Origin of the sequence: Myxococcus llanfairpwllgwyngyllgogerychwyrndrobwllllantysiliogogogochensis, assembly GCF_006636215.1 — a bacterium.
Classification (GTDB): domain Bacteria; phylum Myxococcota; class Myxococcia; order Myxococcales; family Myxococcaceae; genus Myxococcus; species Myxococcus llanfairpwllgwyngyllgogerychwyrndrobwllllantysiliogogogochensis.
Genome location: NZ_VIFM01000202.1, coordinates 1 through 21,078, shown reverse-complemented (window position 1 = coordinate 21,078; position 21,078 = coordinate 1). Strand labels below are relative to the sequence as shown.

Annotated in this window: 19 protein-coding genes; 12 read left to right on the top strand and 7 right to left on the bottom strand. The window is 69.1% G+C overall.

The genetic code is table 11. The annotated features are described in order from the left end of the window. Positions 1-253 precede the first annotated feature (253 nt). The 6 genes from FJV41_RS35425 (at position 254) to FJV41_RS35400 (ending at position 5,386) form a co-directional block, all read left to right on the top strand. A complete protein-coding gene (locus FJV41_RS35425) occupies positions 254-496 on the top strand; it encodes a hypothetical protein (protein ID WP_141647026.1) in 243 nt (80 codons plus the stop codon). 275 nt (positions 497-771) lie between these two features. Beyond that, positions 772-1,455, top strand: coding sequence for a TetR/AcrR family transcriptional regulator (locus FJV41_RS35420; RefSeq protein ID WP_141647025.1), 684 nt, complete (start codon positions 772-774; stop codon positions 1,453-1,455). Then, positions 1,452-2,249, top strand: coding sequence for a CoA transferase subunit A (locus FJV41_RS35415; protein WP_141647024.1), 798 nt, complete (start codon positions 1,452-1,454; stop codon positions 2,247-2,249). The genes FJV41_RS35420 and FJV41_RS35415 overlap by 4 nt, the downstream gene beginning before the upstream one ends. Beyond that, the gene (locus FJV41_RS35410; RefSeq protein WP_141647023.1) at positions 2,246-2,986 is read left to right on the top strand and encodes a CoA-transferase subunit beta; all 741 of its coding nucleotides are present in this window, start codon (positions 2,246-2,248) and stop codon (positions 2,984-2,986) included. Before FJV41_RS35415 ends, FJV41_RS35410 begins: the two co-directional genes overlap by 4 nt. Before the next feature lie 45 nt (positions 2,987-3,031). Beyond that, positions 3,032-4,069, top strand: coding sequence for an alcohol dehydrogenase catalytic domain-containing protein (locus tag FJV41_RS35405; protein WP_141647022.1), 1,038 nt, complete (start codon positions 3,032-3,034; stop codon positions 4,067-4,069). A 54-nt stretch (positions 4,070-4,123) separates the two neighbouring features. Continuing rightward, positions 4,124-5,386, top strand: coding sequence for a hydroxymethylglutaryl-CoA synthase family protein (locus FJV41_RS35400; RefSeq protein ID WP_141647021.1), 1,263 nt, complete (start codon positions 4,124-4,126; stop codon positions 5,384-5,386). A 165-nt stretch (positions 5,387-5,551) separates the two neighbouring features. Here FJV41_RS35400 and FJV41_RS35395 read toward each other — a convergent pair whose 3' ends face one another. Beyond that, on the bottom strand, positions 5,552-6,904 hold the full coding sequence (locus FJV41_RS35395) for an amidohydrolase family protein (RefSeq protein ID WP_141647020.1): 1,353 nt from the start codon (positions 6,902-6,904) through the stop codon (positions 5,552-5,554). A gap of 318 nt (positions 6,905-7,222) precedes the next feature. Between FJV41_RS35395 and FJV41_RS35390 the strand changes: the two genes are divergently transcribed. Next, entirely contained in the window at positions 7,223-8,203 is a 981-nt protein-coding gene (locus FJV41_RS35390; protein WP_141647019.1) for an aldo/keto reductase, read from the top strand. A gap of 20 nt (positions 8,204-8,223) precedes the next feature. On the opposite strand, the gene FJV41_RS35385 is transcribed toward FJV41_RS35390, so the two are convergent. From FJV41_RS35385 to FJV41_RS35375, 3 genes are read right to left on the bottom strand one after another with little or no spacing between them, the layout of a single operon-like run. Next, positions 8,224-9,372, bottom strand: a complete 1,149-nt coding sequence (locus FJV41_RS35385) for a hybrid sensor histidine kinase/response regulator (RefSeq protein ID WP_246137618.1) — start codon at positions 9,370-9,372, stop codon at positions 8,224-8,226. Between the two features lie 3 nt (positions 9,373-9,375). After that, a complete protein-coding gene (locus FJV41_RS35380) occupies positions 9,376-10,194 on the bottom strand; it encodes a CheR family methyltransferase (RefSeq protein ID WP_141647018.1) in 819 nt (272 codons plus the stop codon). Between the two features lie 15 nt (positions 10,195-10,209). Beyond that, positions 10,210-13,668, bottom strand: a complete 3,459-nt coding sequence (locus FJV41_RS35375) for a response regulator (protein WP_141647017.1) — start codon at positions 13,666-13,668, stop codon at positions 10,210-10,212. Positions 13,669-14,044: 376 nt separating this feature from the next. Here FJV41_RS35375 and FJV41_RS35370 point away from each other — a divergent pair, with 376 nt between their 5' ends. After that, complete coding sequence (locus FJV41_RS35370; RefSeq protein WP_141647016.1) at positions 14,045-14,806, top strand: AAA family ATPase; 762 nt, start codon at positions 14,045-14,047, stop codon at positions 14,804-14,806. Between the two features lie 25 nt (positions 14,807-14,831). Here the strand turns inward: FJV41_RS35370 and FJV41_RS35365 are convergent, their stop codons facing one another. Both FJV41_RS35365 and FJV41_RS35360 read right to left on the bottom strand, forming a co-directional pair. Then, the gene (locus FJV41_RS35365) at positions 14,832-17,339 is read right to left on the bottom strand and encodes a WD40 domain-containing protein (protein ID WP_181791148.1); all 2,508 of its coding nucleotides are present in this window, start codon (positions 17,337-17,339) and stop codon (positions 14,832-14,834) included. Positions 17,340-17,533: 194 nt separating this feature from the next. Then, entirely contained in the window at positions 17,534-17,911 is a 378-nt protein-coding gene (locus FJV41_RS35360; protein ID WP_141647014.1) for a hypothetical protein, read from the bottom strand. A gap of 279 nt (positions 17,912-18,190) precedes the next feature. On the opposite strand from FJV41_RS35360, the gene FJV41_RS35355 reads away from it, so the two are divergent. The 3 genes from FJV41_RS35355 (at position 18,191) to FJV41_RS35345 (ending at position 19,953) form a co-directional block, all read left to right on the top strand. Then, positions 18,191-18,724, top strand: coding sequence for a hypothetical protein (locus FJV41_RS35355; protein WP_141647013.1), 534 nt, complete (start codon positions 18,191-18,193; stop codon positions 18,722-18,724). 15 nt (positions 18,725-18,739) lie between these two features. Beyond that, positions 18,740-19,276 carry a hypothetical protein gene (locus FJV41_RS35350; RefSeq protein ID WP_141647012.1) on the top strand — a complete coding sequence of 179 codons (537 nt, stop codon included), beginning with the start codon at positions 18,740-18,742 and terminating at the stop codon, positions 19,274-19,276. An 89-nt stretch (positions 19,277-19,365) separates the two neighbouring features. After that, positions 19,366-19,953 (top strand): hypothetical protein, encoded by a 588-nt coding sequence (locus tag FJV41_RS35345; protein WP_141647011.1) that lies wholly within the window; start codon positions 19,366-19,368, stop codon positions 19,951-19,953. An 81-nt stretch (positions 19,954-20,034) separates the two neighbouring features. Here FJV41_RS35345 and FJV41_RS35340 read toward each other — a convergent pair whose 3' ends face one another. Further along, positions 20,035-20,673, bottom strand: coding sequence for a glutathione S-transferase N-terminal domain-containing protein (locus tag FJV41_RS35340; RefSeq protein WP_141647010.1), 639 nt, complete (start codon positions 20,671-20,673; stop codon positions 20,035-20,037). 104 nt (positions 20,674-20,777) lie between these two features. On the opposite strand from FJV41_RS35340, the gene FJV41_RS35335 reads away from it, so the two are divergent. Beyond that, the coding region (locus tag FJV41_RS35335; RefSeq protein WP_141647009.1) for a LysR family transcriptional regulator at positions 20,778-21,078 on the top strand (301 nt) is incomplete at its 3' end.

Below are 21,078 nucleotides of genomic sequence, written 5' to 3'. Positions count from 1 at the left end.
CCACCCCCGCGTCCGATGCCCCGCCCAGACCCGGACCACACCGAACACGGAACGACATCAAGCTAGGCATGCCCGGGAACCTCGGCCCCGTACGGCGGGCGACCACCCGTGCCACCGCCGCGCCGCCTTTTGATCGGAATGCCGCCCGGCCGAAACACCGCGCTCCGTCGAGGAGGCGAAGGAGCCAGAACCTCAGCGGCAATCTTGGGTGTGGGGCATCGCATCCCGCGGCGCCACGCATGAGGGAACGAACATGAACACGATGAACATCGACCTGACGCAGGACTTCGACTGGACGGCCGAGGTGCTTGAAGACCACGCCGCCAGGGCCACGAGCGACGAGGAACACGACGAGCGAACGTGGGCGCTGGCGAACCACCTGATCGAAACCAACGGCACCTACCCGAGCTGGGCGTTCGAGGAGGCGGAGCTCCGCATCAGGATTCAGCGGACGCTCTTGCGCGGCCTGGAACAGCGGCATCCACCCCGGTCCTGAGTCCGTTCGAGCGCGGGAACAGCGGCGCCCCCTGGTGCAGGGGGCCCGCCTCGCCCCTCATCCGGAGGAACAGACTCACCCGCCGCACCCAGCGCGTCGCTGCTTCCCGGAAGCTCCAGCGCTCCCTCAACCCCCTGAAACTCCTGACACTTCCGTGCCCCATCCGCGCCAGCGCGCGGCGCGGAGCGCATTGACACCCTGCGTTGCCACATGCTACCTACCGGTCGGTAGGTCGTAGATTTGAAAAACTTACAGTCCATCGAGACGAGGGACATGTGACGACGAGCGGACGGAAGCCGGATGAGGGCGAGCGCTACAAGGCCATCCTGGAGACGGCGGCGCGGCTCATCTGTGATCGCGGTTACGAAGGCACCTCGATGCAGGAGATCGCCGCCGCGTGCCGGATGACGAAGGCGGGGCTCTACCACCACATCCAGAACAAGGAGCAGCTGCTCTTCGCCATCATGAACTACGGGATGGACCTGTTCGAGGAGCAGGTCCTCTCGCGTGTTCAGGACATCGTCGACCCGGTGGATCGGCTGCGCGCGTGCATGCGCCACAACATCCTGCTGGTGACGCGCGGGTGGAGCAAGGAGGTCATCATCATCCTCCACGAGCACGCCACGCTCACCGGTGAGGCGCGCGCGTTCATCGACAACCGCAAGAAGCGCTACGTCGACTTCCTGGAGGAAGCCTTCTCGCAGGCCGCGCAGCAGGGGCGCATCCGTCCCGTCGACCCGACCATCGGAGCGTTCTCGTTCCTGGGCATGGTGCTGTGGGTCTACAAGTGGTTCAAGCCCGACGGGCGGCTGACGGACGAGCAGATCGCCGACGGCATGGTGGACCTCCTCTTCCCGCCCATCGTCGCCGCCGCGGTCGACGGCCAGCCCGGGGTCTCCTCGCTGCGCGTGGTGCCTCGCGCCGCCTCGGGCTCCGGCTCCGGAACGGAGGAGCCGTGAAGACCGCTCGCTGGTGTTCGCTGGAAGAAGCCGTCGCGTCGATTCCCGACGGCGCATCACTGGCCACGGGTGGCTTCATGCTCGGCCGCGCGCCCATGGCGCTGGTGATGGAGCTCATCGCCCAGGAGCGTCGCGGGCTGAGCCTCATCTCGCTGCCCAACCCGCTGCCCGCCGAGTTCCTCGTCGCGGGCGGCTGTCTGGCCCACCTGGACATTGCGTTCGGTGCGCTGAGCCTCGAGGGCCGCGTTCGGCCCATGCCCTGTATCAAGCGGGCGATTGAACAGAACACCCTCTCCTGGCGCGAGCACGACGGCTATCGAGTCGTTCAGCGGCTGCGCGCGGCCTCCATGGGGCTGCCCTTCATCCCCGCGCCGGACTCGGATGTCTCTGGCCTGGCGCAGGCGGAGCCGCCGCGCACGGTGGTGGACCCGTTCACCGGCCAGAGTGTCCCGGTGGAGCCGGCGTACTTCCCGGACGTCGCCCTCATCCACGCGCGAGCCGCCGACGAGCGCGGCAACCTCTTCATCGAGGACCCCACCACGGACCTGCTCGTCGCGGGCGCCGCGCGCCGGGTGATTGCCACGGTGGAGGAGCGCGTGAAGCGCCTGCCTCGCGCCACCATCCCCGGCTTCCAGGTGGACCGCATCGTCCTCGCGCAGGGAGGCGCGCTGCCCACCGGCTGCGCCGGACTGTACCCGCACGATGACGACATGCTGGCGCGCTACCTCGCGCTGGCGGAGACGGGCCGTGAGGCGGAGTTCCTCGCCTCGGTGAAGACGCGGAGGGCGGCATGAGCGCCACGGTCGACCCCACGCCGGCGGAGACGGTGGTCTCCCTGCTCGCGCTGCAAATCGAGAACGGCGCCGTGGTGGCCACCGGTGTCGCCTCGCCGCTGGCCATCCTCGCCATCGCGGTGGCTCGCGCCACGCATGCGCCGGACCTGACGTATCTGGCCTGCGTCGGCTCGTTGGACCCGGACATCTCCACGCTGCTGCCCTCCTCCGAGGACCTGGGCTACCTGGAGGGACGCTCGGCGGAGATCACCATCCCCGACCTGTTCGACCACGCGCGGCGCGGGCGGGTGGACACCGTCTTCTTCGGCGCGGCCGAGGTGGATGCCATTGGCCGCACCAACATGACGGCCAGCGGGAGCCTGGAGCGACCCCGAACGAAGTTCCCCGGCGTGGCGGGCGCGGCGACGCTGCGGCAGTGGGTGCATCGGCCCGTGCTGCTGGTGCCCCGGCAGTCGCGCCGCAACCTGGTGCCGGAAGTCCAGGTGGCGACGACGCAGGACCCGCGCCGCACCGTGCGCCTCATCTCGGACCTGGGTGTCTTCGAGCTGGGCGCTTCGGGCGCGAGACTGACGGCGCGTCACCCGTGGGCGACGGCGGAGGACATCGCCGAGCGCACGGGCTTCGAGTTCACCGTGGATGAGGCCCTCCCCGTCACCTCGCTGCCGGATGCGCGGACCGTCGCCGCCATCCGCGCGCTGGACCCTCGCGGCTTCCGCGAGCAGTTGGTCGGTCGCTGACCCTCGACATCACTCGTTTCTGGAAATGCTCTCGGAGGTATGGAGATGAAGGCCGTCGTTCTGCGCAGTTTCGGTGAAGCGGGCAATCTCAAGATGGAGAACGTCCCGGTGCCCACCCCGGGCCGGGGCGAGGTGCTGCTGAAGGTGCACGCCTGTGGCGTCTGCTACCACGACGTCATCAACCGCCGAGGCAACCTGCCCCGCACCAGCGTCCCCGCGATTCTCGGCCACGAGGCCGCGGGCGAGGTCGTCGCGGTGGGCCCCGACACGCCGGGGTGGAAGACGGGCGACCGCGCGGCGACGCTCCAGCGGCTGTCGTGTGGCGAGTGCGCGCTGTGCCGCAGCGGGCGCAACAGCCTGTGCAAGACGGACAACCGCTTCTTCGGTGAGGAGCTGCCCGGCGGCTACTCGCAGTTCATGGTCGCCCCCGTCGCGGGCCTGGGCCGGGTCCCCTCGTCGCTGCCCTGGACGGAAGCGGCCACGGTCTGCTGCACCACGGGCACGGCCGTCCACACGCTGCGCACGCGAGGCAAGGTGCGCGCGGGCGAGACGGTGCTCATCACCGGCGCCAGCGGGGGCGTGGGCATGTCCGCCGTGCAGCTCGCGAAGCTGGACGGTGCGCGCGTCATCGCCGTCACTTCCGGCGAGGCCAAGGTGCAGCCGCTGCGCGAGGCGGGCGCGGACGAGGTCATCCTCTCGCGCGGGCTGGACTTCGCGTCGGAGGTGAGAAAGCGCACGAAGGGCGCGGGCGTGGACCTGGCGGTGGAGATCGTCGGCAGCGCCACGTTCGACCAGACGATGAAGGCGATGGCGCCGGGTGGCCGGGTCGTCGTCGTGGGCAACCTGGAGTCGGGGATGGTCCAGCTCAACCCGGGGCTCGTCATCGTGAAGGAGCTGGAGATCATCGGCGCCTACGCCACGAACCAGGCGGAGCTGGACGAGGCGCTGCGACTGACGGCCACCGGAGGCGTGCGGCAGTTCGTCACGGACACGGTGCCGCTCGCGGAGGCGGCGCGGGCGCACTTCCGACTGGAGAACCGCGAGGTCGCGGGCCGGCTGGTGTTGGTGCCGCCCGAGGCTTGAGCGGACGAGTCAGCGAACCGAGGTTTGAGGCACGAATTGGAAGCGAGGAGTCCCATGAAGAAACGGGTTGGAATCGAAGCGCTGGCGGTGGCTGTGCCGTCCCGATACGTGGACATCGAGGACCTGGCGCGCGCGCGTGGGGTGGACCCGGCGAAGTTCACCGCGGGCCTGGGCGCCAAGGAGATGGCGGTCACGGACCCGGGCGAGGACACGGTGTCCCTGGCCGCCACGGCGGCGGCGCGGCTCATCCAGCAGCAGGGTGTGGATCCGTCCCGCATCGGCATGCTGGTGGTGGGCACGGAGACGGGCATCGACCACTCGAAGCCGGTGGCGTCGCACGTCCAGGGCCTGCTGAAGCTGCCGCGCACCATGCGCACCTATGACACGCAGCACGCGTGTTACGGCGGGACCGCGGGCCTCATGGCCGCGACGGAGTGGATTGCCTCCGGCGCGGGCGCGGGCAAGGTGGCCATCGTCGTGTGCTCGGACATCGCGCGCTACGGCCTGAACACGGCGGGAGAGCCGACCCAGGGCGGCGGCGCGGTGGCGCTGCTCGTCTCGGAGCAGCCGGACCTGCTCGCGCTGGACGTGGGCCTCAACGGCACGTGCACCATGGACGTCTACGACTTCTGGCGGCCCATCGGCCGACGGGAGGCGCTGGTGGACGGGCACTACTCCATCAACTGCTACCTGGAGGCGCTGTCGGGCGCCTATCGCGGCTGGCGCGAGAAGGCGCTGGAGCACGGGCTGGTGCGCTGGTCGGGCACGCTGCCCGGCGAGCAGCTCGCGCGCATCGCCTACCACGTCCCCTTCTGCAAGATGGCGCGCAAGGCGCACACCCAGCTTCGCCTCTGTGACCTGGAGGACGCGGTGGGCCCGGGGCCCGGCACGCCGGAGGCTCGCGAGGAGGTGGCGAAGTCGGCGGCCAGCTACGACGCGCAGGTGGCCTCGTCGCTCGGGCTCAACTCGCGCATCGGCAACGTGTACACGGCGTCGCTGTACCTGGCGCTTGCGGGCCTGCTCCACCGCGAGGGCGCGCAGCTCGCGTCGCAGCGCATCGGCCTGCTGTCCTACGGCAGCGGCTGCATGGCTGAGTTCTTCTCCGGCGTCGTCGGGGAAAAGGCGGCGGAGCGGATGGCGCGCGCGGACCTGGATGGCGTGCTGGCCCGGCGCGAGCGCGTCTCCATCGAGGAGTACGAGCGGCTGATGAAGCTGCCCTCTGACGCTCCCGAGGCCAAGGCCCCGGCGCCCGGTGCGTTCCGCCTCGCGGAGATTCGCGACCACAAGCGCCTGTATGTCGAGGGCGGCGCGGCCTGACCGTCGTCACCTGAAGGCCGCCCCGAGGACACCTTGGGGCGGCCGGTCCACGACGCGGTTTCCCGTCGTGGCCCCACGTACGAAGTCAGGGCGTGAGTTCCTCCACGCCTACCGACACGCGCCGGCCCCAATGCCACGCGCCCGCGCTGAGGAGGACAGGTGACCTCAGGGCGTGAACTCCTCCACGCCTCCCGACACGCGCCGGCCTCGGTGCCACACTCCGGCGATGCGGTGGACGTCCCGGATGTCCACCGCCGGGTTTCCCTCCACGAGGATGAAGTCCGCGCGCTTGCCGGCGGCGAGCGTTCCCCGGTCCTGGAGCTTCAGCAGCACGGCCGCATCTCGCGTCGCGTGCGTCAGCGCCGCGAGCGGAGTGAGCCCCGCCTGCACCATCAACTCCAGCTCACGGTGCTCCGCGAAGCCGGGGATGCGCAGCGGCGTCGCCCCCGAGTCCGAGCCGAAGCCGATGGACACCCCGTCCGCATGGAGCGTCTTGAGGTTGCGCAGGTTCATCGCCACCGAGGCCTTGTTCTCGGCCAGGGCCTTGGCATCCCCGAGCGCCTTCGCGCGCCAGGCCGGGTCCGCGAACCAGGCGGCGAGCGCGGGCTGCACGGAGTGCTCGAAGAAGGGCGTCCGCATCCACTCGGGCTGCTCGGCGAAGATGTAGAAGGTCTCATCGAGGCCCAGCGTCGGCACGTACCAGGTCCCTCGCGCCTTCATCTCCCGCACCAGTTCCTCGTCCACCGGCCTGTCACGAACCCCGTGCGCGAGGATGTCCACGCCGTCACGCACCAGTCGCTTCGCGTCCTCCAGGTAGTAGACGTGCGCCGCCACGCGGAGCTTCTGTTGATGTGCCTCGTAGATGATGGCGGCGTAGACATCCGGCGCCATCTTCGTGGGCAGGGTGCCGTGAAAGTCATCCACCCAGATCTTCACCAGGGCGGGCCTGCGTGACGCCGTCTCCCGCACCGCCGCCCTCGCCTCTTCCGGAGTTCGCGGTCGGTAGAGCTGATCTTCCCCCACGTTCACCGGAGGAGCCGCTGACGGCACACCCAGCCCCCGGTCCGCGCCCAGGAGGTCCGCGCCTCGGGGCGCTCCCGCATTGAACTCCTCCTGGAGCGAAGGGAAGAGCGCGGTGTTGAACCCCAGCGACGTGACGGTGGTGACGCCGTACACCTCATACTGCCGCGCCTGTCGCGCCACGTTGTCGCGGGTATAGTGGCCCGAGCCGGACTGCGTCCCATCAACCACCCCCAGATGCGCGTGATTGACGACGAGCCCCGGCAACACACTCTTGCCGCGCACGTCGATGACCTGCGCCGAGTCGGGCACCGCGACGTCGCTCGAGGGCCCCACCGCGCGAATCGTCTCTCCCTCGATGACGAGCGTGGCGTCCTCGATGGGCGGACCGCCCTCGCCGTCGATGAGCCTGGCGCCCTTCAAGACGACCACGGAGACGCTCGAAGTGCGCTCGCCTCCTCGCACCGCATCAGGCGCCTGACGCGCGCAGGCGAACATCCCCAGGCATCCAACGAGCCACCATGACCTCAGGCGGAAACGAAGCGTCGACCAGGACACGCGAGCCTCCAGAACGTCAACGGAACCGACGGCCAGAGGTAGCGCGCCCTCGATGACTCCGGTGACGCGGAGTGCATCCGCACCGTGAGGAGCGTTCAGCCCACGACATCGGCGCGAGGCGGCTCCTCCCGCGGGGCGCCTGGGCCCGCTTCGCACTGGACTGACGCTCCTCCTCGGCGAGAGCGCCCTGCATTCTTCCCAGCGGGCCGGAGCAGGTACCGCTACACCTTCGCACCCACCCATCTGACAGGAACCCGCATGACCCAGATGACCTACCGCCGCCTTGGCCGCTCCGGCCTCACCGTCTCCGCCGTGGGATTGGGCTGCAACAACTTTGGCAAGCGCATCGACGCCAAGGGGACTCGCGCCGTCGTCGATGCCGCCATCGACGCGGGCATCACCCTGTTCGATACCTCCGACTCTTATGGCACCTCGGAGGAGCTGCTCGGAGAAGCCCTGGGCACTCGCCGCCGGGACCTCATCCTGGCCACCAAGTTCGGCAGCGACCTGAAGGGCGAGAATGGCGCGGACTGGGGCGCGCGCGGCTCACGCCGCTACATCCGTCGCGCCATCGAACGCTCCCTGCGACGCCTTCGCACGGACTGGATTGACCTCTACCAACTCCACTGGCCCGACCCCGAGACGCCCCTCGAGGAGACGCTGAGCGCGCTGACCGAGCTCGTCCGGGAGGGCAAGGTCCGCTACCTCGGCTCGTCGAACCTCAAGGGCTGGCAGGTGACGGACGCGGAGTGGCTCTCCCGCACGCGTGGCCTCGAGCGCTTCATCAGCGCCCAGAACGAGTACAGCCTGATTGGCCGGGGCGTCGAGGAGGACCTGGTGCCGGCGCTGCAACAACACGGCATCGGTCTGCTCCCCTACTTCCCACTCGCCAGCGGGCTGCTCACAGGCAAGTACAAGCGCGGCGCGGCGGCTCCGGAGAACACCCGCGTGAAGCATTGGAACATGGGCGGGCTGCTCACCGACGCGACGTTCGACGCCGTCGAGCGACTGGAGGCCTTCGCCCGCGAGCGCTCCCTCACCCTGCTCGACGTGGCCATCGGCGGCCTCGCCGCGCGCCCCACCGTGGGCTCCGTCATCGCGGGCGCGACCTCCGCCGAGCAGGTGAAGACCAACGCCCGGGCCGGCGCGTGGAAGCCCACCGCGGAGGACCTCACCGCGCTCGAAGCCATCCTGCCGCGTGGGCGCGGCATCAGCGTCAACGACGTGCTGCGCGGATAGCCCCACGACGAGCGCCCGGACTACAGCTTGATGACCTCGGTCCCCCGCCGGGGCAGGCTCACCCGGAACACGGTGTAGGGGCTCGCGCCCGACTCCACCTCCACCTGACCGTGGTGGGCCTGGATGATCTGCTGGACGATGTAGAGCCCCAGGCCCAGGCCGCCCGTGCGGCCTCGCCGCTGGACACCTCCTCGGAACGGGTCGAAGAGGTGGGCCTGGACGGCCTGCGGAATGACGCCCAGGTTCTTCACCGAGAAGCACACCGCGTCCGCGTTCGTGCCATCCAGCCAGAGCTGCACGGGCGCGCTCGTGTCGCCGTGCTGGAGCGCGTTGCCAATGAGGTTCGACGCCACCTGCGCCAGCCGATCCGCGTCCCAGTCCCCCACCACGTCGCCCTCCTGGAAGACCTCGATGGGCGGCCTGGGCGATGCGGATTGGTGCTCCTGCACCATGCGCTGGACGAGCGCGCCGAAGTCCGTCTCCCCGCGCCGCAAGGGAATGCCCCCAGCGAGCCTGGCGCGCGCGAGGTCCAGCACGTCCTCGATCATCCGCCCCATGCGCTTGCCGCTGGCCAGCATGCGGCCCGCCGTCCTCTGGACGGCCTCGTCCTCGGAGCGACGCTGGAGCAGGTCCGCCGCCGTGAGAATGGCGCTGAGCGGGTTGCGCAGGTCATGCCCGAGCACCGCGGTGAACATCTCGTTGAGCCGCAGCGTCTCCGTGAGCTCGCCGAGCTGCCGCGCCAGTTGCTGCTTCTGTCGGTGGAGCTGGAAGAAGACCTCGGCCTTGTTGCGCAGGACCAGCGGCTCCAGCGGCTTGTAGAGGAAGTCGACGGCGCCGGTGTCGTAGCCCTTGAAGAGCCGCCGCTTGTCGCTCGAGCCCGCGGTCACGAAGATGATGGGGATGTGCCGGGTGCGCTCCATGCCCCGCATCAGCTCCGCCAGCTCGAAGCCATCCATCTCCGGCATCTGCACGTCGAGGAACGCCAGCGCCACGTCGTCGTGTTCGAGCAGCAGCTCGAGCGCCGCGGCACCCGAGCGCGCCTGAAGCAGTTCCACGTCGTCGCCGCGCAGCAGCGCGGCGAGCGCGATGAGGTTCTCGTCCAGGTCATCCACGAGCAGACACTTCACCCGCAGCGCCGTATCCACTGGTTCCTTCCCGGGAGAGTTCAACGTCTACCCCTTCTGGAAGATGCGGTCGTCCCGGGAGATCACCGAGAACGCCGTTTCATGCTGAGAGAAACGCAGGGACTCGCGGGCCCCCAGGCCCAGGAACCCCTTGCGACACAGAGAGTCCTTGAACAACCCCAGCGCCCGCTCCTGCAGCTCCCGGTCGAAGTAGATGAGCACGTTGCGACAGGAGAGGAACTGGACCTCCGCGAACACGCTGTCGGTGGCCAGGCTGTGGTCGGAGAACACGACATGTTTCTTGAGGGAGCGGTCGAACACGGCATTCCCATACGCCGCCGTGTAGTAGTCGGAGAGCGAGCTGCGCGCCCCTGACGCGATGTGGTTCTGCGTGAACGTGGCGATGCGGTCCACCGGATACACACCCGCCTCCGCCTTCTGGAGCGCGCCCGGATTGATGTCCGTCGCGTAGATGAGCGTGCGCTCCAGCAGCCCTTCCTCCCGCAGCAGGATGGCCAGCGAGTACACCTCCTCGCCGGTGCTGCACCCCGCGACCCAGAGCCTGAGGGACGGGTATGTGCCCAGCATCGGAATGACGGACTCGCGCAGCACGCGGTAGTACGACGGGTCCCTGAACATCTCGCTCACCTGCACGGTGAGGTAGTCGAGCAGGGACGGGAAGAGGAGCGGCTCATGCAGCAGCCGGTCCTGGAGCTGCGACAGCGTCCGGCAGCCGAAGTTCTCCGCCGCCAGCAGCAAGCGCCGCTGGAGCGACACCGTGGCGTACTGCCGGAAGTCGTAGTGGTACTTCAGGTAGATGGCGTCGAGCAGGAGCTTCAGCTCGATGTCCAGGGCGTTGGAGTCCATGGTTGAAACGGTGACCTACGCGTTGGGCATCCAGACGCGGATGAGCGAGAGGAGCTTCTCCACGTCCAACGGCTTGGCGATGTAGTCGTTCGCCCCCGCCGCCAGACACTTCTCCTGGTCGTCGCGCATGGCCTTCGCCGTCAGCGCGATGATGGGAAGCTTCTGCCACTCGGTCCGCTTGCGGATCTCCCGCATGGCGGTCAGCCCATCCATCTCCGGCATCATGATGTCCATCAGGACCAGGTCCACGCCCTGTGACGCCTGGGCCAGACTGTTCGCGAGCCGGTCCAGGGCCTCCCTGCCATTCCGGGCGATCTCCACCTTCACGCCCCGAGGCTCCAGCACGCTGGAGAGCGCGAAGATGTTCCGCACGTCGTCCTCCACCACGAGGATGCGCCGCCCATCCAGGGTCGCCTCGCGATCTCTCGCCACCTGCAGCATCCGCTGCCGCTCCAACGGGAGCTTGGACTCCACCTGATGCAGGAACAGGGTGACTTCATCCACGAGCCGCTCGGGCGAGCGGGCTCCCTTGATGATGATGGACTTGGAGTAGCGCCGCAGCCGCTGTTCCTCCTCGCGGGTGAGCGAGCGTCCCGTGTAGACGATGACGGGTGGGAAGGAGACCGTCTCCAGCTCCGCCATCTGCTCCAGCAGCTCGTAGCCGCTCAGGTCCGGGAGGTTGAGGTCCATCACCATGCAACCGAAGGTGTTGACCTTCAGCAGCTCCAGGGCCTCCGCCGCCGTGGCCACCCCGTCGATGCGCACGTCCTCGCTCTCGAGCAGCTTCTCGATGCTCTCGCGCTGCCGCGCATCGTCCTCGACGACGAGCACCCGCTGCACGCCCGGGGTCAGCCGCGTCTCCAACTTTCGCACGGCCTCCATGAGCTGCTCGCGCTTCACCGGCTTCAGGGCGTAGCCCACCGCCCCTCGCTCCAGCGCCTCGCGCGAGGCGTCCGTCACCGAGATGACGTGCACGGGGATGTGCCGCGTTCGAGGATCTCTCTTGAGCTGGTCCAACACCATCAACCCGGACTGGTCCGGCAGGTTCATGTCCAGCAGGATGGCGCTCGGCTGGTAGGCGACGGCGACCTCATAGGCCGTGCCGCCCCGGTCCGTCGCGACACACAGGAAGCCCAGCTCCCGCGACAGGTCCCTCAGGATCTCCGCGAAATGGGGGTCGTCCTCGACGACGAGGATGAGGCGCGCGCCCGGAACGAGCCGCTCGCGGTCATCCTCGATGGGCGCGGGGAGTGACTTCATCTGCACGTCCGCGAGGACGGGTGCCGGAAGCTGCGCGGCACGCTCGGACGGAGTGGGCGCGAGAGGCAGGGGGCCAGAGGCAGACGCGGCGAGAGCCACCGGCACCGTCAGCGTGAAGGTGCTCCCCTTCCCCGGCTCGCTCTCCACCGACACGTCGCCGCCCAGCAGGCGCGCCAGGTCGCGGGAAATGGACAGCCCCAAGCCCGAGCCACCGTACTTGCGGTGGGTGCTGCCGTCGGCCTGACGGAACGCCTCGAAGATGAGGCCCTGCAGGTGCGCGGGGATGCCGATGCCCGTGTCCCGGACGGCGAAGGCCAGATGCCCCGGCCCCACGGGCGAGACGTGCAGCGACACCTCGCCCTTCTCCGTGAACTTCAGCGCGTTGGCGAGCAGGTTCTTGAGCACCTGCCCCAGCCGCTGCGGGTCCGTCTCCAGCGACTCCGCGCTCCCCGGGTCCACCCGCGTGGAGAAGCCAATCTGCTTCTCGCGGGCCAGCACGTGGAAGGAGCGCGAGATGTTCTCCACGAAGCGCGGGAGGCTGACGACCTCGGGCTCGAGCTCCACCTTGCCCGCCTCGATGCGCGACAGGTCCAGGATGTCGTTGATGAGCGCGAGCAGGTCATTGCCCGCCGAGGTGATGGTCTGCGCGAACTTCACCTGCTCCTCGGTGAGGTTGCCCGTCTTGTTGTCGGCCAGCAGCTTCGCGAGGATGAGCGAGCTGTTGAGCGGCGTGCGCAGCTCGTGGCTCATGTTGGCCAGGAACTCCGACTTGTAGCGGCTGGTGCGCTCCAGCTCCGTCGCCTTCTCCGTCAGCTCCGCCTGCGCCACCGTGAGCGTGTCCCGCTGCCGCTCCAAGAGGTTCGTCTGCGTCTCCAACTGCGCGTTGGTCTGCTCCAGCTCCGCCTGCTGCTGCTCCAGGCGGCTCTGCGAGTCGCGCAGGACGCGGCTCTGCTCCTCGATCTCCTCATTGGAGGCGCGCAGCTCCTCCTGCTGGGCCTGGAGCTCCTCGGACTGTCGCCGCGTCTCCTCCAGCAGTTGCTCCAGGCGCGTGCGGTCATTGGCCGAACGCACCGCCATGCCGACGGACTCCGACACCCGCTGGAGCAGCTCCAGGTCCGACGGATGCACCGGGTGGAGGAAGCCCAGCTCCAGCACCGCGTTCACCCTCCCGTCCACGTGCGTGGGCACCACCAGCAGGTGACGCGGCTTGCCCTGTCCCAGGCTGGAGTTGATGGGCAGGTATCCCTCGGGGACGTCCCGCAGGTGGAAGACGCGGTTCTCCTTGATGGCCTGTCCCACGAGGCCATTGCCTGGCCGCGCCTGTGCGCTCGGGTCCAGGAAGGAGGGCGGGAGCGCGTAGCCGGCGAAGCGTTGGAAGCTCTCCAGGCTGTCCGCGAGGTAGATGGCACCCACCTGGGCATCCAGGTATTGGGCGAGGAACTGGAGGACCTGGTCCCCGAGCTGGTCCAGCCGAGGGCCCCCTTGCATGCGCGTGGCCAGCAGCGTCTGGCCTTCCTGCATCCAGGCGTGAATGGAGCGCGCCCGGTAGTCCCGCGAGGTCATGAACGCGGAGACGCCCACCAGCACCAGCAGCAACGCGGACCCCAGCCAGGTGACAATCAGTGACGTCGTCGCGGAGCTCTGGAATGCGCCGCTGCGCTCCGCCAGCAACTGCCGCTCCTCGTTCTCCATCTGCTCGACGAGCAGGCGCACCCGGTTCATCAGCTCGATGCCTTCGTTGGTGCGCACCCGCGTGAGCGCGGCCTCGGACTGGCCCGCCGTCTTCAAATCGATGGTCGTCTGGAGTTCGGCGATCTTCGCCTCGACGAGGGGTTTCAAGGCCTCCAGACGCTGAAGCTGGGAGTCGTTGTCGGACACGAGCTGCCGGATGCGCTCGAGCTGCCCGGGGATCGCGCGGCTGGCGCTGGTGTAGGGCTCCAGGTAGGTGCGCTCGCCCGTCAGCAGGAAGCCTCGCTGCCCCGTCTCCGCATCCTTCAACGTGGACAGCAGCGTCTTCATCCGCTCGCTGACCTCCATCGTGTGACGCACCAGCTCCGCCGCGCCCGAGTGCGACTCGAGCGAGCGGTAGGACAGGATGGCGATGATGAAGATGGCGAGCGCGGCGACGATGAAACCCGCGAACGTCCCGGGCGGAAGGGGCGGCCCGAAGCGCGAAGCGCGCCCGGTCTTCACCTCGGTGGGAGACGGAGTCATCGCTCACGTCCTCCGGACAGCAAGGCGCTTCCCGCAGGGGAAACCATCAGACGGACCTGGGGTCCGCACGCACGGCACTGGAGAACACCTGTCATGAAGAGCGCGTCCAAGGCGGGGGGAGCGAGACGCAATGGCGCACCCCTACCATGTGCTCCTGGCACGTTCGTGTCCCCGGAAACGAGCCTCCGTGCACGGTGTCAGTTTCTGTACGTTGCGCGGCCCACCAGCTCCCGGGGGCCTCGGCCACATCGACGCGGAGTGCTTCTCGACGGCGCCTCCGGTGCGGCCAGGCACGCGGCCCCAAGCCTCGACCGAGGGAGACGCACCTCGAAGCCATGCCTCGTGGGCCCGCTGGACTGGAATAGGCTGCGGGCCGATGAAACTCACCCGGCTCCGTGTCACCGGCTTCCGCTCGTTTCGAGCCCTGGACCTGCGTCCCCGTGCCTTGTGCGTGCTGGTGGACTCCGAGGAGACGGCCACCCGGGACTTCGCCGCGCTGCTCGCGCTGCTCCGGGCGCTTTCGGAAGGACGACTGCAAGCGTACCTGCGCGAATCCGGCGCGCTCGCGGGGCCCGAGGCGACACAGCCTGTCAGGCTGGAGCTGAGCTTCTTTGACGACCACTATGGCGTGGAGCTCCAGCCCCAACCTGGTGGCGAGTGGCACGTGACGAAGGAGTCGGTGGACCTCAACGTGGGGCTGTCAGCCCTGCTCGTCGACCCTGCCCTCGATGCGCCCTGCGCGGAGGCCTCGCTGCCCGAGCTCGCGCCCCGGGAGCCCTCATGGTCGACTCCCAAAGGAGCCACTCAGGACGAAAAGGAGAGCTGGTACGTGGGCAACGTGTTGGAGAGCTGGCTGTGGTGGCTGCGGTGCTTCCTGCGCGGCATCCAGCTCGACGACGCCGCGCCTCTCGAAGCGCTGACGCTTCGCTTCTTCGTGGAGCCCTCACGCGACCCGCCTCCGAACGCCATCTGGGAGCAGGCCCAGGTCACGCACTCCGCCGCGCGCCTGTCCCAAGTGGTGCTCTGCACGCCGTCGGAGTCGCTGGCGGAGACCTTCGACCTCCGCGACGTCATCCGCGTGGACACGCGAGAAGGCGTGGCCCGCTTCACGCCCCTCGCTGTGCCCGAGGACACCTGAGCCACGGCACCGAGAGGTCCTTCGCTCAGGGCGTGAAGCGCCAGACTCGCAACGAGGAATCCCGTCCGCCGGTGGTGACCAGACTCCCATCGGGCCTCCAGGACACGGCCGAGACGTTGTTGTCATGGAAGCCGATGACAGTGGCTGGCAGCGTGGGCGCGCTCGCGTCCCACACGAAGACCTGACCGCCGAGCCCACCTCCCGCGACACGGCGGCCATCCGCGCTCCAGGCGAGCGCCTCCGGAGAGAATGCGAACGGCGTCTCCGCGAGCAGCTTCCCCGTCGCGACCTCGCGCACGGACAGGCCCGGCCTCCCACCGAAGGCGAGCTTCGTGCCATCCGGGCTCAGGGCGGCGGCCAGCGGCGCGATATCCACGCCGGGCGCCACCGAGGTGATGGCCTGGGTCCTCGGGTCCCAGAAGTCCCAGCTCATGCCGGCGTAGGCGACCACGAGCGTGCCCTCCGGAGTCCATGCGAGCGACAACACCTGCCGCGAGCCATCCGGGAAGCGGAACAGCTCCGCGCCATTGCTCACCTGGTGGATCCGGATGACACCGCGCTCGGAGGCGACCACGGTGCCCCCCAGGACGCTCGCCACCCGCGTCCCATCGGGGCTCGGCGCGACCATCTCCAGCCCCAGGGATGACGTCGGCTCCCGCCGGATGGGGAGCTGCGCGAGCGTCCCGTCGTTCGTGCGCCAGACATTGATGACGCCATCGTCCCCACCCGTGAACAGCCGCGTCCCGTCGGTGTTCCACGCCAGCGCGTGCACTCCCAGCCCACCATGGCCGGACAAGGTCCGCAGCGGGTCGCCCACGCGGTCCCAGAGGCGCACCTCTCCCTCGTCGCCACTGGAAGCCAGCACCTCGCCGGTCGGGCTCCAGGCCGCCGCCTCGACGGTGTAGTGGTGCGACAGGACCTCGCGCCGGGACCAGGTCCCAGCGCCGGAGTCCACGGTGAAGACATCGAGGACCGGCGGCAGGTCATCCACCACGAGGAACTGGGGCTTCGTCGGATGGAAGCGAAACGCGTCGTAGCCCATCAACGTCCCTGGCAGAGGCGGCTGGCTGGCCTCCACCACGACCTCGCCGGTCCCTGCGTCGAGGACGAACAGCGCGCGCGCGGCCCCCGCGACACCGAGCCAGCGTCCATCCGCGCTCCAATCCACCTCGGACGCCAGGTCCCACGCGCGCTCATACGTGGCCTCCACGCGATAGCCGTCGGTGGCGTACACCTTCACCTCGCCCTGCAAGCCCACCACGAAGCGCGTGCCGTCCGGGCTCCATGCGAAGCCCGCCACACCCGTCAGCAGCTCCTCGGGGCCCTGGGTGCCCACGACGTGGAACTCGACCCACCGCGAGAAGCCTCCGCCCTGTCCCGCCAGCATCGCGAGGCGCGAACCGTCGGGGCTCCATGACAGTCGACGCACCTTGTCCACGGCCACCAGCATCTCGCCCGCGCGCTCTCCGGTGGTGGGGTTCCAGAAGTGGACCTCCTTGCTGGCGTCCGTCGCGCTGGCCAGCCGCGTGCCATCCGGGCTCCACGCCAGTGTCCGCACGCTGCCGGCCTGCACGGGCCACTGATTCAGCATCCGGCCCGCCGCCACATCCAGGACCGACACGCGGCCCGTCGACATGCCGACGGCCACGACCGCGCCACCGCCGGGCTTCCAGGCCACCGTGGTGAAGCGAGCGGGAGGCACCGGCGCCATCAGCCGCGTCACGCGCCCGCTCGTCGCATCCCAGATGCGCAGCAGGCCATTCGCCGAGACGCTCCCATCCACCGCGGCGAGCAACGTGCCATCCGGGCTCCACTCCGGTGACGTCGGCAGGCGCGCGCCCGTGCGCTGCCAGGAGAGCGCCGTGTCGAGGACCGGCGCGAAGCGCACCGTGAAGACCTTGTCGGCGTCGAACAGCAGCTCACAGCGCCCGAGCGTGCCCTCACACGCGGAGGTCCCCACCAACTGCCAGCCCGACGCGGGCACCACGTCCAGGGTGACCCGAGTGCCGGCGGGGTGCCGCACACCGCAGGTGCCGGGGCAGTCGATGCCCGAGGGAGTGCTCGTCACCCGTCCCTGCCCCACGACCTCCACCTGGAGCCCCCAGGCTCCGTCGGGCTGCACGCCCCGGATGATGAAGGTGAGCTGGGGCGACCACGCCCCCTCGTTGCCAGCCGAGTCCACCGCGCGGCACCGCGCCTGGAAGGTGCCTTCTTGCGTGAAGGGGATGTCCACGCCGGACATCGTCCCGCTATCGACCTCCGGGGACTGGGGAAGCGTTCCGCCCGCGCCCCAATCGAAGACATAGGTCAGCGAGTCTCCGTCCGGATCCGCGGCCGTGCAGCGGAAGCGCACGGGCACACCGGGCTCCACCAGTGCATCCTCTATCTGGATGCGGGCCACCCCGGGCGCTCGTGACGAGGGCTTGGGTGGATCCTCCTTGGAGGAACACGCTCCGAGCACACAGGCCAGCGCCAGTCCGACAGACAGGGATGAGAGAGAGACGATGCGCAGGGACACAAGACGCGAAGTCATGGGCATTCTCCCGCGCGTCCCGGCCCCCCAGATGCGCGTGAGGCCCTTCCCTAGCCCTCCTCCCAGGCGGTGTCAAAGCCTGTCGGCGAGACTCGCTGAGAAGCATTCCCCACGAAACCATCGCAAGCAGCGGCACGAGAAGATTCCCGCGCCCACCGCGTCGCGACTGTCATTGCGTCGCCTCCTCGCCCCACTCAGGCCACCCGGGAGCCTCCCGCCCCCTGGAAGTAGTCGGCGAGCTTGCCGCTGTTCGCGGCCGCGGTGGGACTGCTCGCCGCCACGCCGGGCTTGGCTCCCGTGACGACCTCCACGGCCTTCTTGAAGATGAGCGGGAGCGCGGCGCCGAGGACCAGATACTGGCGCGCGGGAATACTGCCGTCCCCCGCGAACCACGCCCACACCGCCACGCCGGAGCCGACAATCATCAGGCCCGTGACGACCCAGTAGGGAATGGACCGCATGAGCGCCTTGTAGCGCCCCGTCCCTAGATGCTCTCGCAGCCCGTACCAGTGCAGCAGCTCCTGCAACGCGCTGCCCAGCATTCCAATGAGGAAGATTTGAATCGCGCTCATGTCGGCCCTCCCGAGGTTCGGTTCCACGAGGCAGGAGTCCGCTTCGTCGCGATGTGACGTGGAGCGACCGGGCACGCGGCCACCCCTTCGTTCGTCAGCGCTGGCGAGCACCTCCGCTGGCACACCTGGCACACCCGTGCCAGGTGCCGACGGCCCCGCGTGACTCAGTCCTTTCGGATGTTTGCCTTTGAGCGACCCGGGCGAAATGCACGGCATTCGCGTTGCACATGCGGTCCTGGGCACCAAGACGGTGCTTCTTGTGAAAAGGACCCGCTGAACATGAAGAAGACCTCGCTTCGCGCGTTGTTCTCCGCGCTGCTGCCCGCGCTCCTGCTGGCCCCCGTGGCCCCGGCCGTCGCCGCCGAGCGCCTGACCTCCGCCTTCGCCTGCTTCCAGAGCACCGAGGACCGGCCCGAGGCCGACTTCGACGCGACGACGCACGGCGTGCGCAACCGCTCGGAGGGCATCAACTGGCAGTGGATCGACCTGCGCTGCCCCGTCGTGGTGGACACGGCGTTTCCGCTGAGCAGCATCTCCCAGGTCAACGTCCATGGATACGACGGCCACAGCGGTCACGACATCTATGCGATGGCCTGCGTCGCCTGGCGCTGGGCCACGGGCGGCCGCTGCGGCGGCGCGGTGCGCAGCGCGAACACGGGCACCTATGACGTGCCGATGTACCACACGGGTGTGGACTCGCTTTACTACTGGAGGACGGCGCATTGGGACTACCCCTATGTCCTCATCCAGCTCCCGGGCCGTGGCGACGCCGGGTTCAGCTCGGCGGTGGGCTACACCCTCTACAAGCCGTGATGTGAGGGACCTGCCATGAAGAATCGCACCGTCCCCTTCCTCTCCGGACGCGTGCTCCTCGCGCTGGCGGCATGTGCCGTCGGCGCGGCGGGAGCCACGCTCACCCTCCGCGCCCCTTCCGTGGTGAGTCTCTCCGACGCGGCACCGCCCGTGGTCCCCGAGGAAGCCACCGTGCGACCTTCCCCGCCGGCCCCGGTAGACCCCGCCGAGGAGCAGCGGCGGGTGCTCGCCGAATACGCGGGCGAACTCCAGCGCCATGACAACGAGCCCATTCAACCCGGCTGGGCCGTGCCCACCGAGACGGGACTCCGCGCCGACCTGGACACGTTGCGCACGCGTCGGCCGTTCTCCGTGCTGGGCGTCGACTGCAGAACGCGCACCTGTGTCATGACCCTGGAGTGGCCCGACTACGAGCGGGCCACGGAGACGGCGGATGCCTTGCTGCACCATCGCTACGTCGTGCCGTGCGCTCGCACCGTCTTGATGCCGGAGCCGCCTCGGCGGAACCAGCCCTACCGCACGCAGGTCTTGCTCGACTGCATGCGCGGCTAGGGAACCCTGGGGGGGTCAGGAGCGCTACGCTGGGGGAGTCAGGGGCCCACGCGCCAGACTCCCCTGGCGTCGTCTCAGGAGAACAGCCCTTGACCGCCCAGATCAGCGACCAGGTCCTCTATCGCGACCAGACCTTCATCCTCACCGGAGTGAAGGGCACCGAACTCTTCGTGCCAGGACGACACGGCCTCAATCCCGTGGCGCAGTCGACTGCGTGCCTGCGCGGCTTCTTCTGCGGCTACCGCGTCACAGAGGAAGGACTGTTCCTCCAGAGGCTTCATGTCGGAGTGCATCCCGACGACAAACCCGCCGTCCGGGACGGACATGGAACGCCTCTATTCGGCAACGCGCCCCGGTACGACCCGACGTATGACGAGTGCGCCGTGTACGACCCACGCCACGCGCCTGTTCCCTTCACGGGGAGCCTGCTGATCGCCACGGATTTCATCCGTGAGTTGGCGGTTCACATGGGCTTCGCGCCCGCGTGGAAGTTCCGCGAGGTCCACGAGCTGACGTTCGAGGCGGGACGCCTGACGAGTGCGCAGGACCACTCCAAGGCCATGGCCCACACACGAGAACAGCGCATCGTCGGACGTCGGCTCACTCCGGGAGCATCCGCCAGTCGCGAGGAGATCGAAGCGTGGATCGAATCGACCTTCCGGCTGGACTATGAGTAGCCATCCCACCCGGAGCGAGCGCGGAGCCCCGGCATCGGAAGCTCCGCGCTCCTCCAGGGGTGTCGCGCCGTCCCGAGTCGCTCACGCCTTCGTCGGGTTTCGGGCCTGGTACTCCGAGTAGAGCGTCCGCTCCTCGCGAAACGCCTGCGCGATGCTCGGCCGCTCCCGGAGACGCGAGACGTAGGAGACCAGCGCGGGCCACTTCTTCAGGTCCACGGGGGTCGCCACGCACCACCCCAGCACCGCGAACAGGTAGGCGTCGGCGACGCTGAATTCCTGCAACAAGAACTCGCGACCGCTCAGGTGCTTCTCCAGCAGGTCCATCCGTGAGGTCGCCTTCCCCAGGGCATAGGCCTTCGCCCCCTCGGGCGCCGCGGGGTCCAGCAGCGGCGTGAAGACCGCCTTGTGCAGCTCCGTGCCGATGAAACACAGCCATTGCTGGAGCCGCTCACGCTCCTTGCGCTCCGTCGGCGCGAGCCTCGCTTCGGGCCAGCGCTCCGCCACGTGCTGGAGGATGGCCGCGTTCTCCGAGAGGATGTCTCCGTCATCCGTCCGGATGGTCGGCACGAAGCCCAGCGGGTTGATCTCCCGATAGTCCTGGCCGTCCTGCGTGCGCTTCGTCTTCGGGTCCACCTCCACGAACGTGGCCTTCGCGCCAGTCTCGTAGAGTGCGATACGGGTCGCCAGCGAGCAGGCCAGCGGAGAGAAGTAGAGCTGCATGGTCATTCCTCCAGGACGTCGAACACGTTCCCCTCTGGGAACGCCGACGACTCTGGGCGCCGCCGACCTATGCGTCCAACGCATCCTTCGCATAGGCTCGATGCATGAGTGACATCGCCAGCCCCCCCAACACCCGCCTCGACATCAAGGACCTGCGCGTCGTCGTGGCCCTCGCCTCGGCGGGTACGACGGCGCAGGCCGCCTCCGTGCTCCACCTCACGCAGCCCGCGGTCAGCCGCGCCCTGCTGCTCGCGGAGGACAAGCTCGGCACCCGCCTCTTCGACCGCACCCACCGCGGCCTCGTCCCCACCGAAGCGGGGAGACAGCTCGTCGCCGGCGCCTCGCGACTGCTCGTCGAGCTGGGTGACCTGGAGCGCTGTGTCCTCACGCCCGCCGCCCCACCCC

Excerpts from the sequence above, each read along its gene's own strand:
- FJV41_RS35425 (WP_141647026.1), top strand. The coding sequence starts at position 254 with ATGAACACGATGAACATCGACCTGACGCAGGACTTCGACTGGACGGCC.
- FJV41_RS35410 (WP_141647023.1), top strand. The coding sequence starts at position 2,246 with ATGAGCGCCACGGTCGACCCCACGCCGGCGGAGACGGTGGTCTCCCTG.
- FJV41_RS35405 (WP_141647022.1), top strand. The coding sequence starts at position 3,032 with ATGAAGGCCGTCGTTCTGCGCAGTTTCGGTGAAGCGGGCAATCTCAAG.
- FJV41_RS35400 (WP_141647021.1), top strand. The coding sequence starts at position 4,124 with ATGAAGAAACGGGTTGGAATCGAAGCGCTGGCGGTGGCTGTGCCGTCC.
- FJV41_RS35395 (WP_141647020.1), bottom strand. The coding sequence starts at position 6,904 with ATGTTCGCCTGCGCGCGTCAGGCGCCTGATGCGGTGCGAGGAGGCGAG.
- FJV41_RS35390 (WP_141647019.1), top strand. The coding sequence starts at position 7,223 with ATGACCCAGATGACCTACCGCCGCCTTGGCCGCTCCGGCCTCACCGTC.
- FJV41_RS35380 (WP_141647018.1), bottom strand. The coding sequence starts at position 10,194 with ATGGACTCCAACGCCCTGGACATCGAGCTGAAGCTCCTGCTCGACGCC.
- FJV41_RS35375 (WP_141647017.1), bottom strand. The coding sequence starts at position 13,668 with ATGACTCCGTCTCCCACCGAGGTGAAGACCGGGCGCGCTTCGCGCTTC.
- FJV41_RS35370 (WP_141647016.1), top strand. The coding sequence starts at position 14,045 with ATGAAACTCACCCGGCTCCGTGTCACCGGCTTCCGCTCGTTTCGAGCC.
- FJV41_RS35365 (WP_181791148.1), bottom strand. The coding sequence starts at position 17,339 with ATGACTTCGCGTCTTGTGTCCCTGCGCATCGTCTCTCTCTCATCCCTG.
- FJV41_RS35360 (WP_141647014.1), bottom strand. The coding sequence starts at position 17,911 with ATGAGCGCGATTCAAATCTTCCTCATTGGAATGCTGGGCAGCGCGTTG.
- FJV41_RS35355 (WP_141647013.1), top strand. The coding sequence starts at position 18,191 with ATGAAGAAGACCTCGCTTCGCGCGTTGTTCTCCGCGCTGCTGCCCGCG.
- FJV41_RS35350 (WP_141647012.1), top strand. The coding sequence starts at position 18,740 with ATGAAGAATCGCACCGTCCCCTTCCTCTCCGGACGCGTGCTCCTCGCG.
- FJV41_RS35340 (WP_141647010.1), bottom strand. The coding sequence starts at position 20,673 with ATGCAGCTCTACTTCTCTCCGCTGGCCTGCTCGCTGGCGACCCGTATC.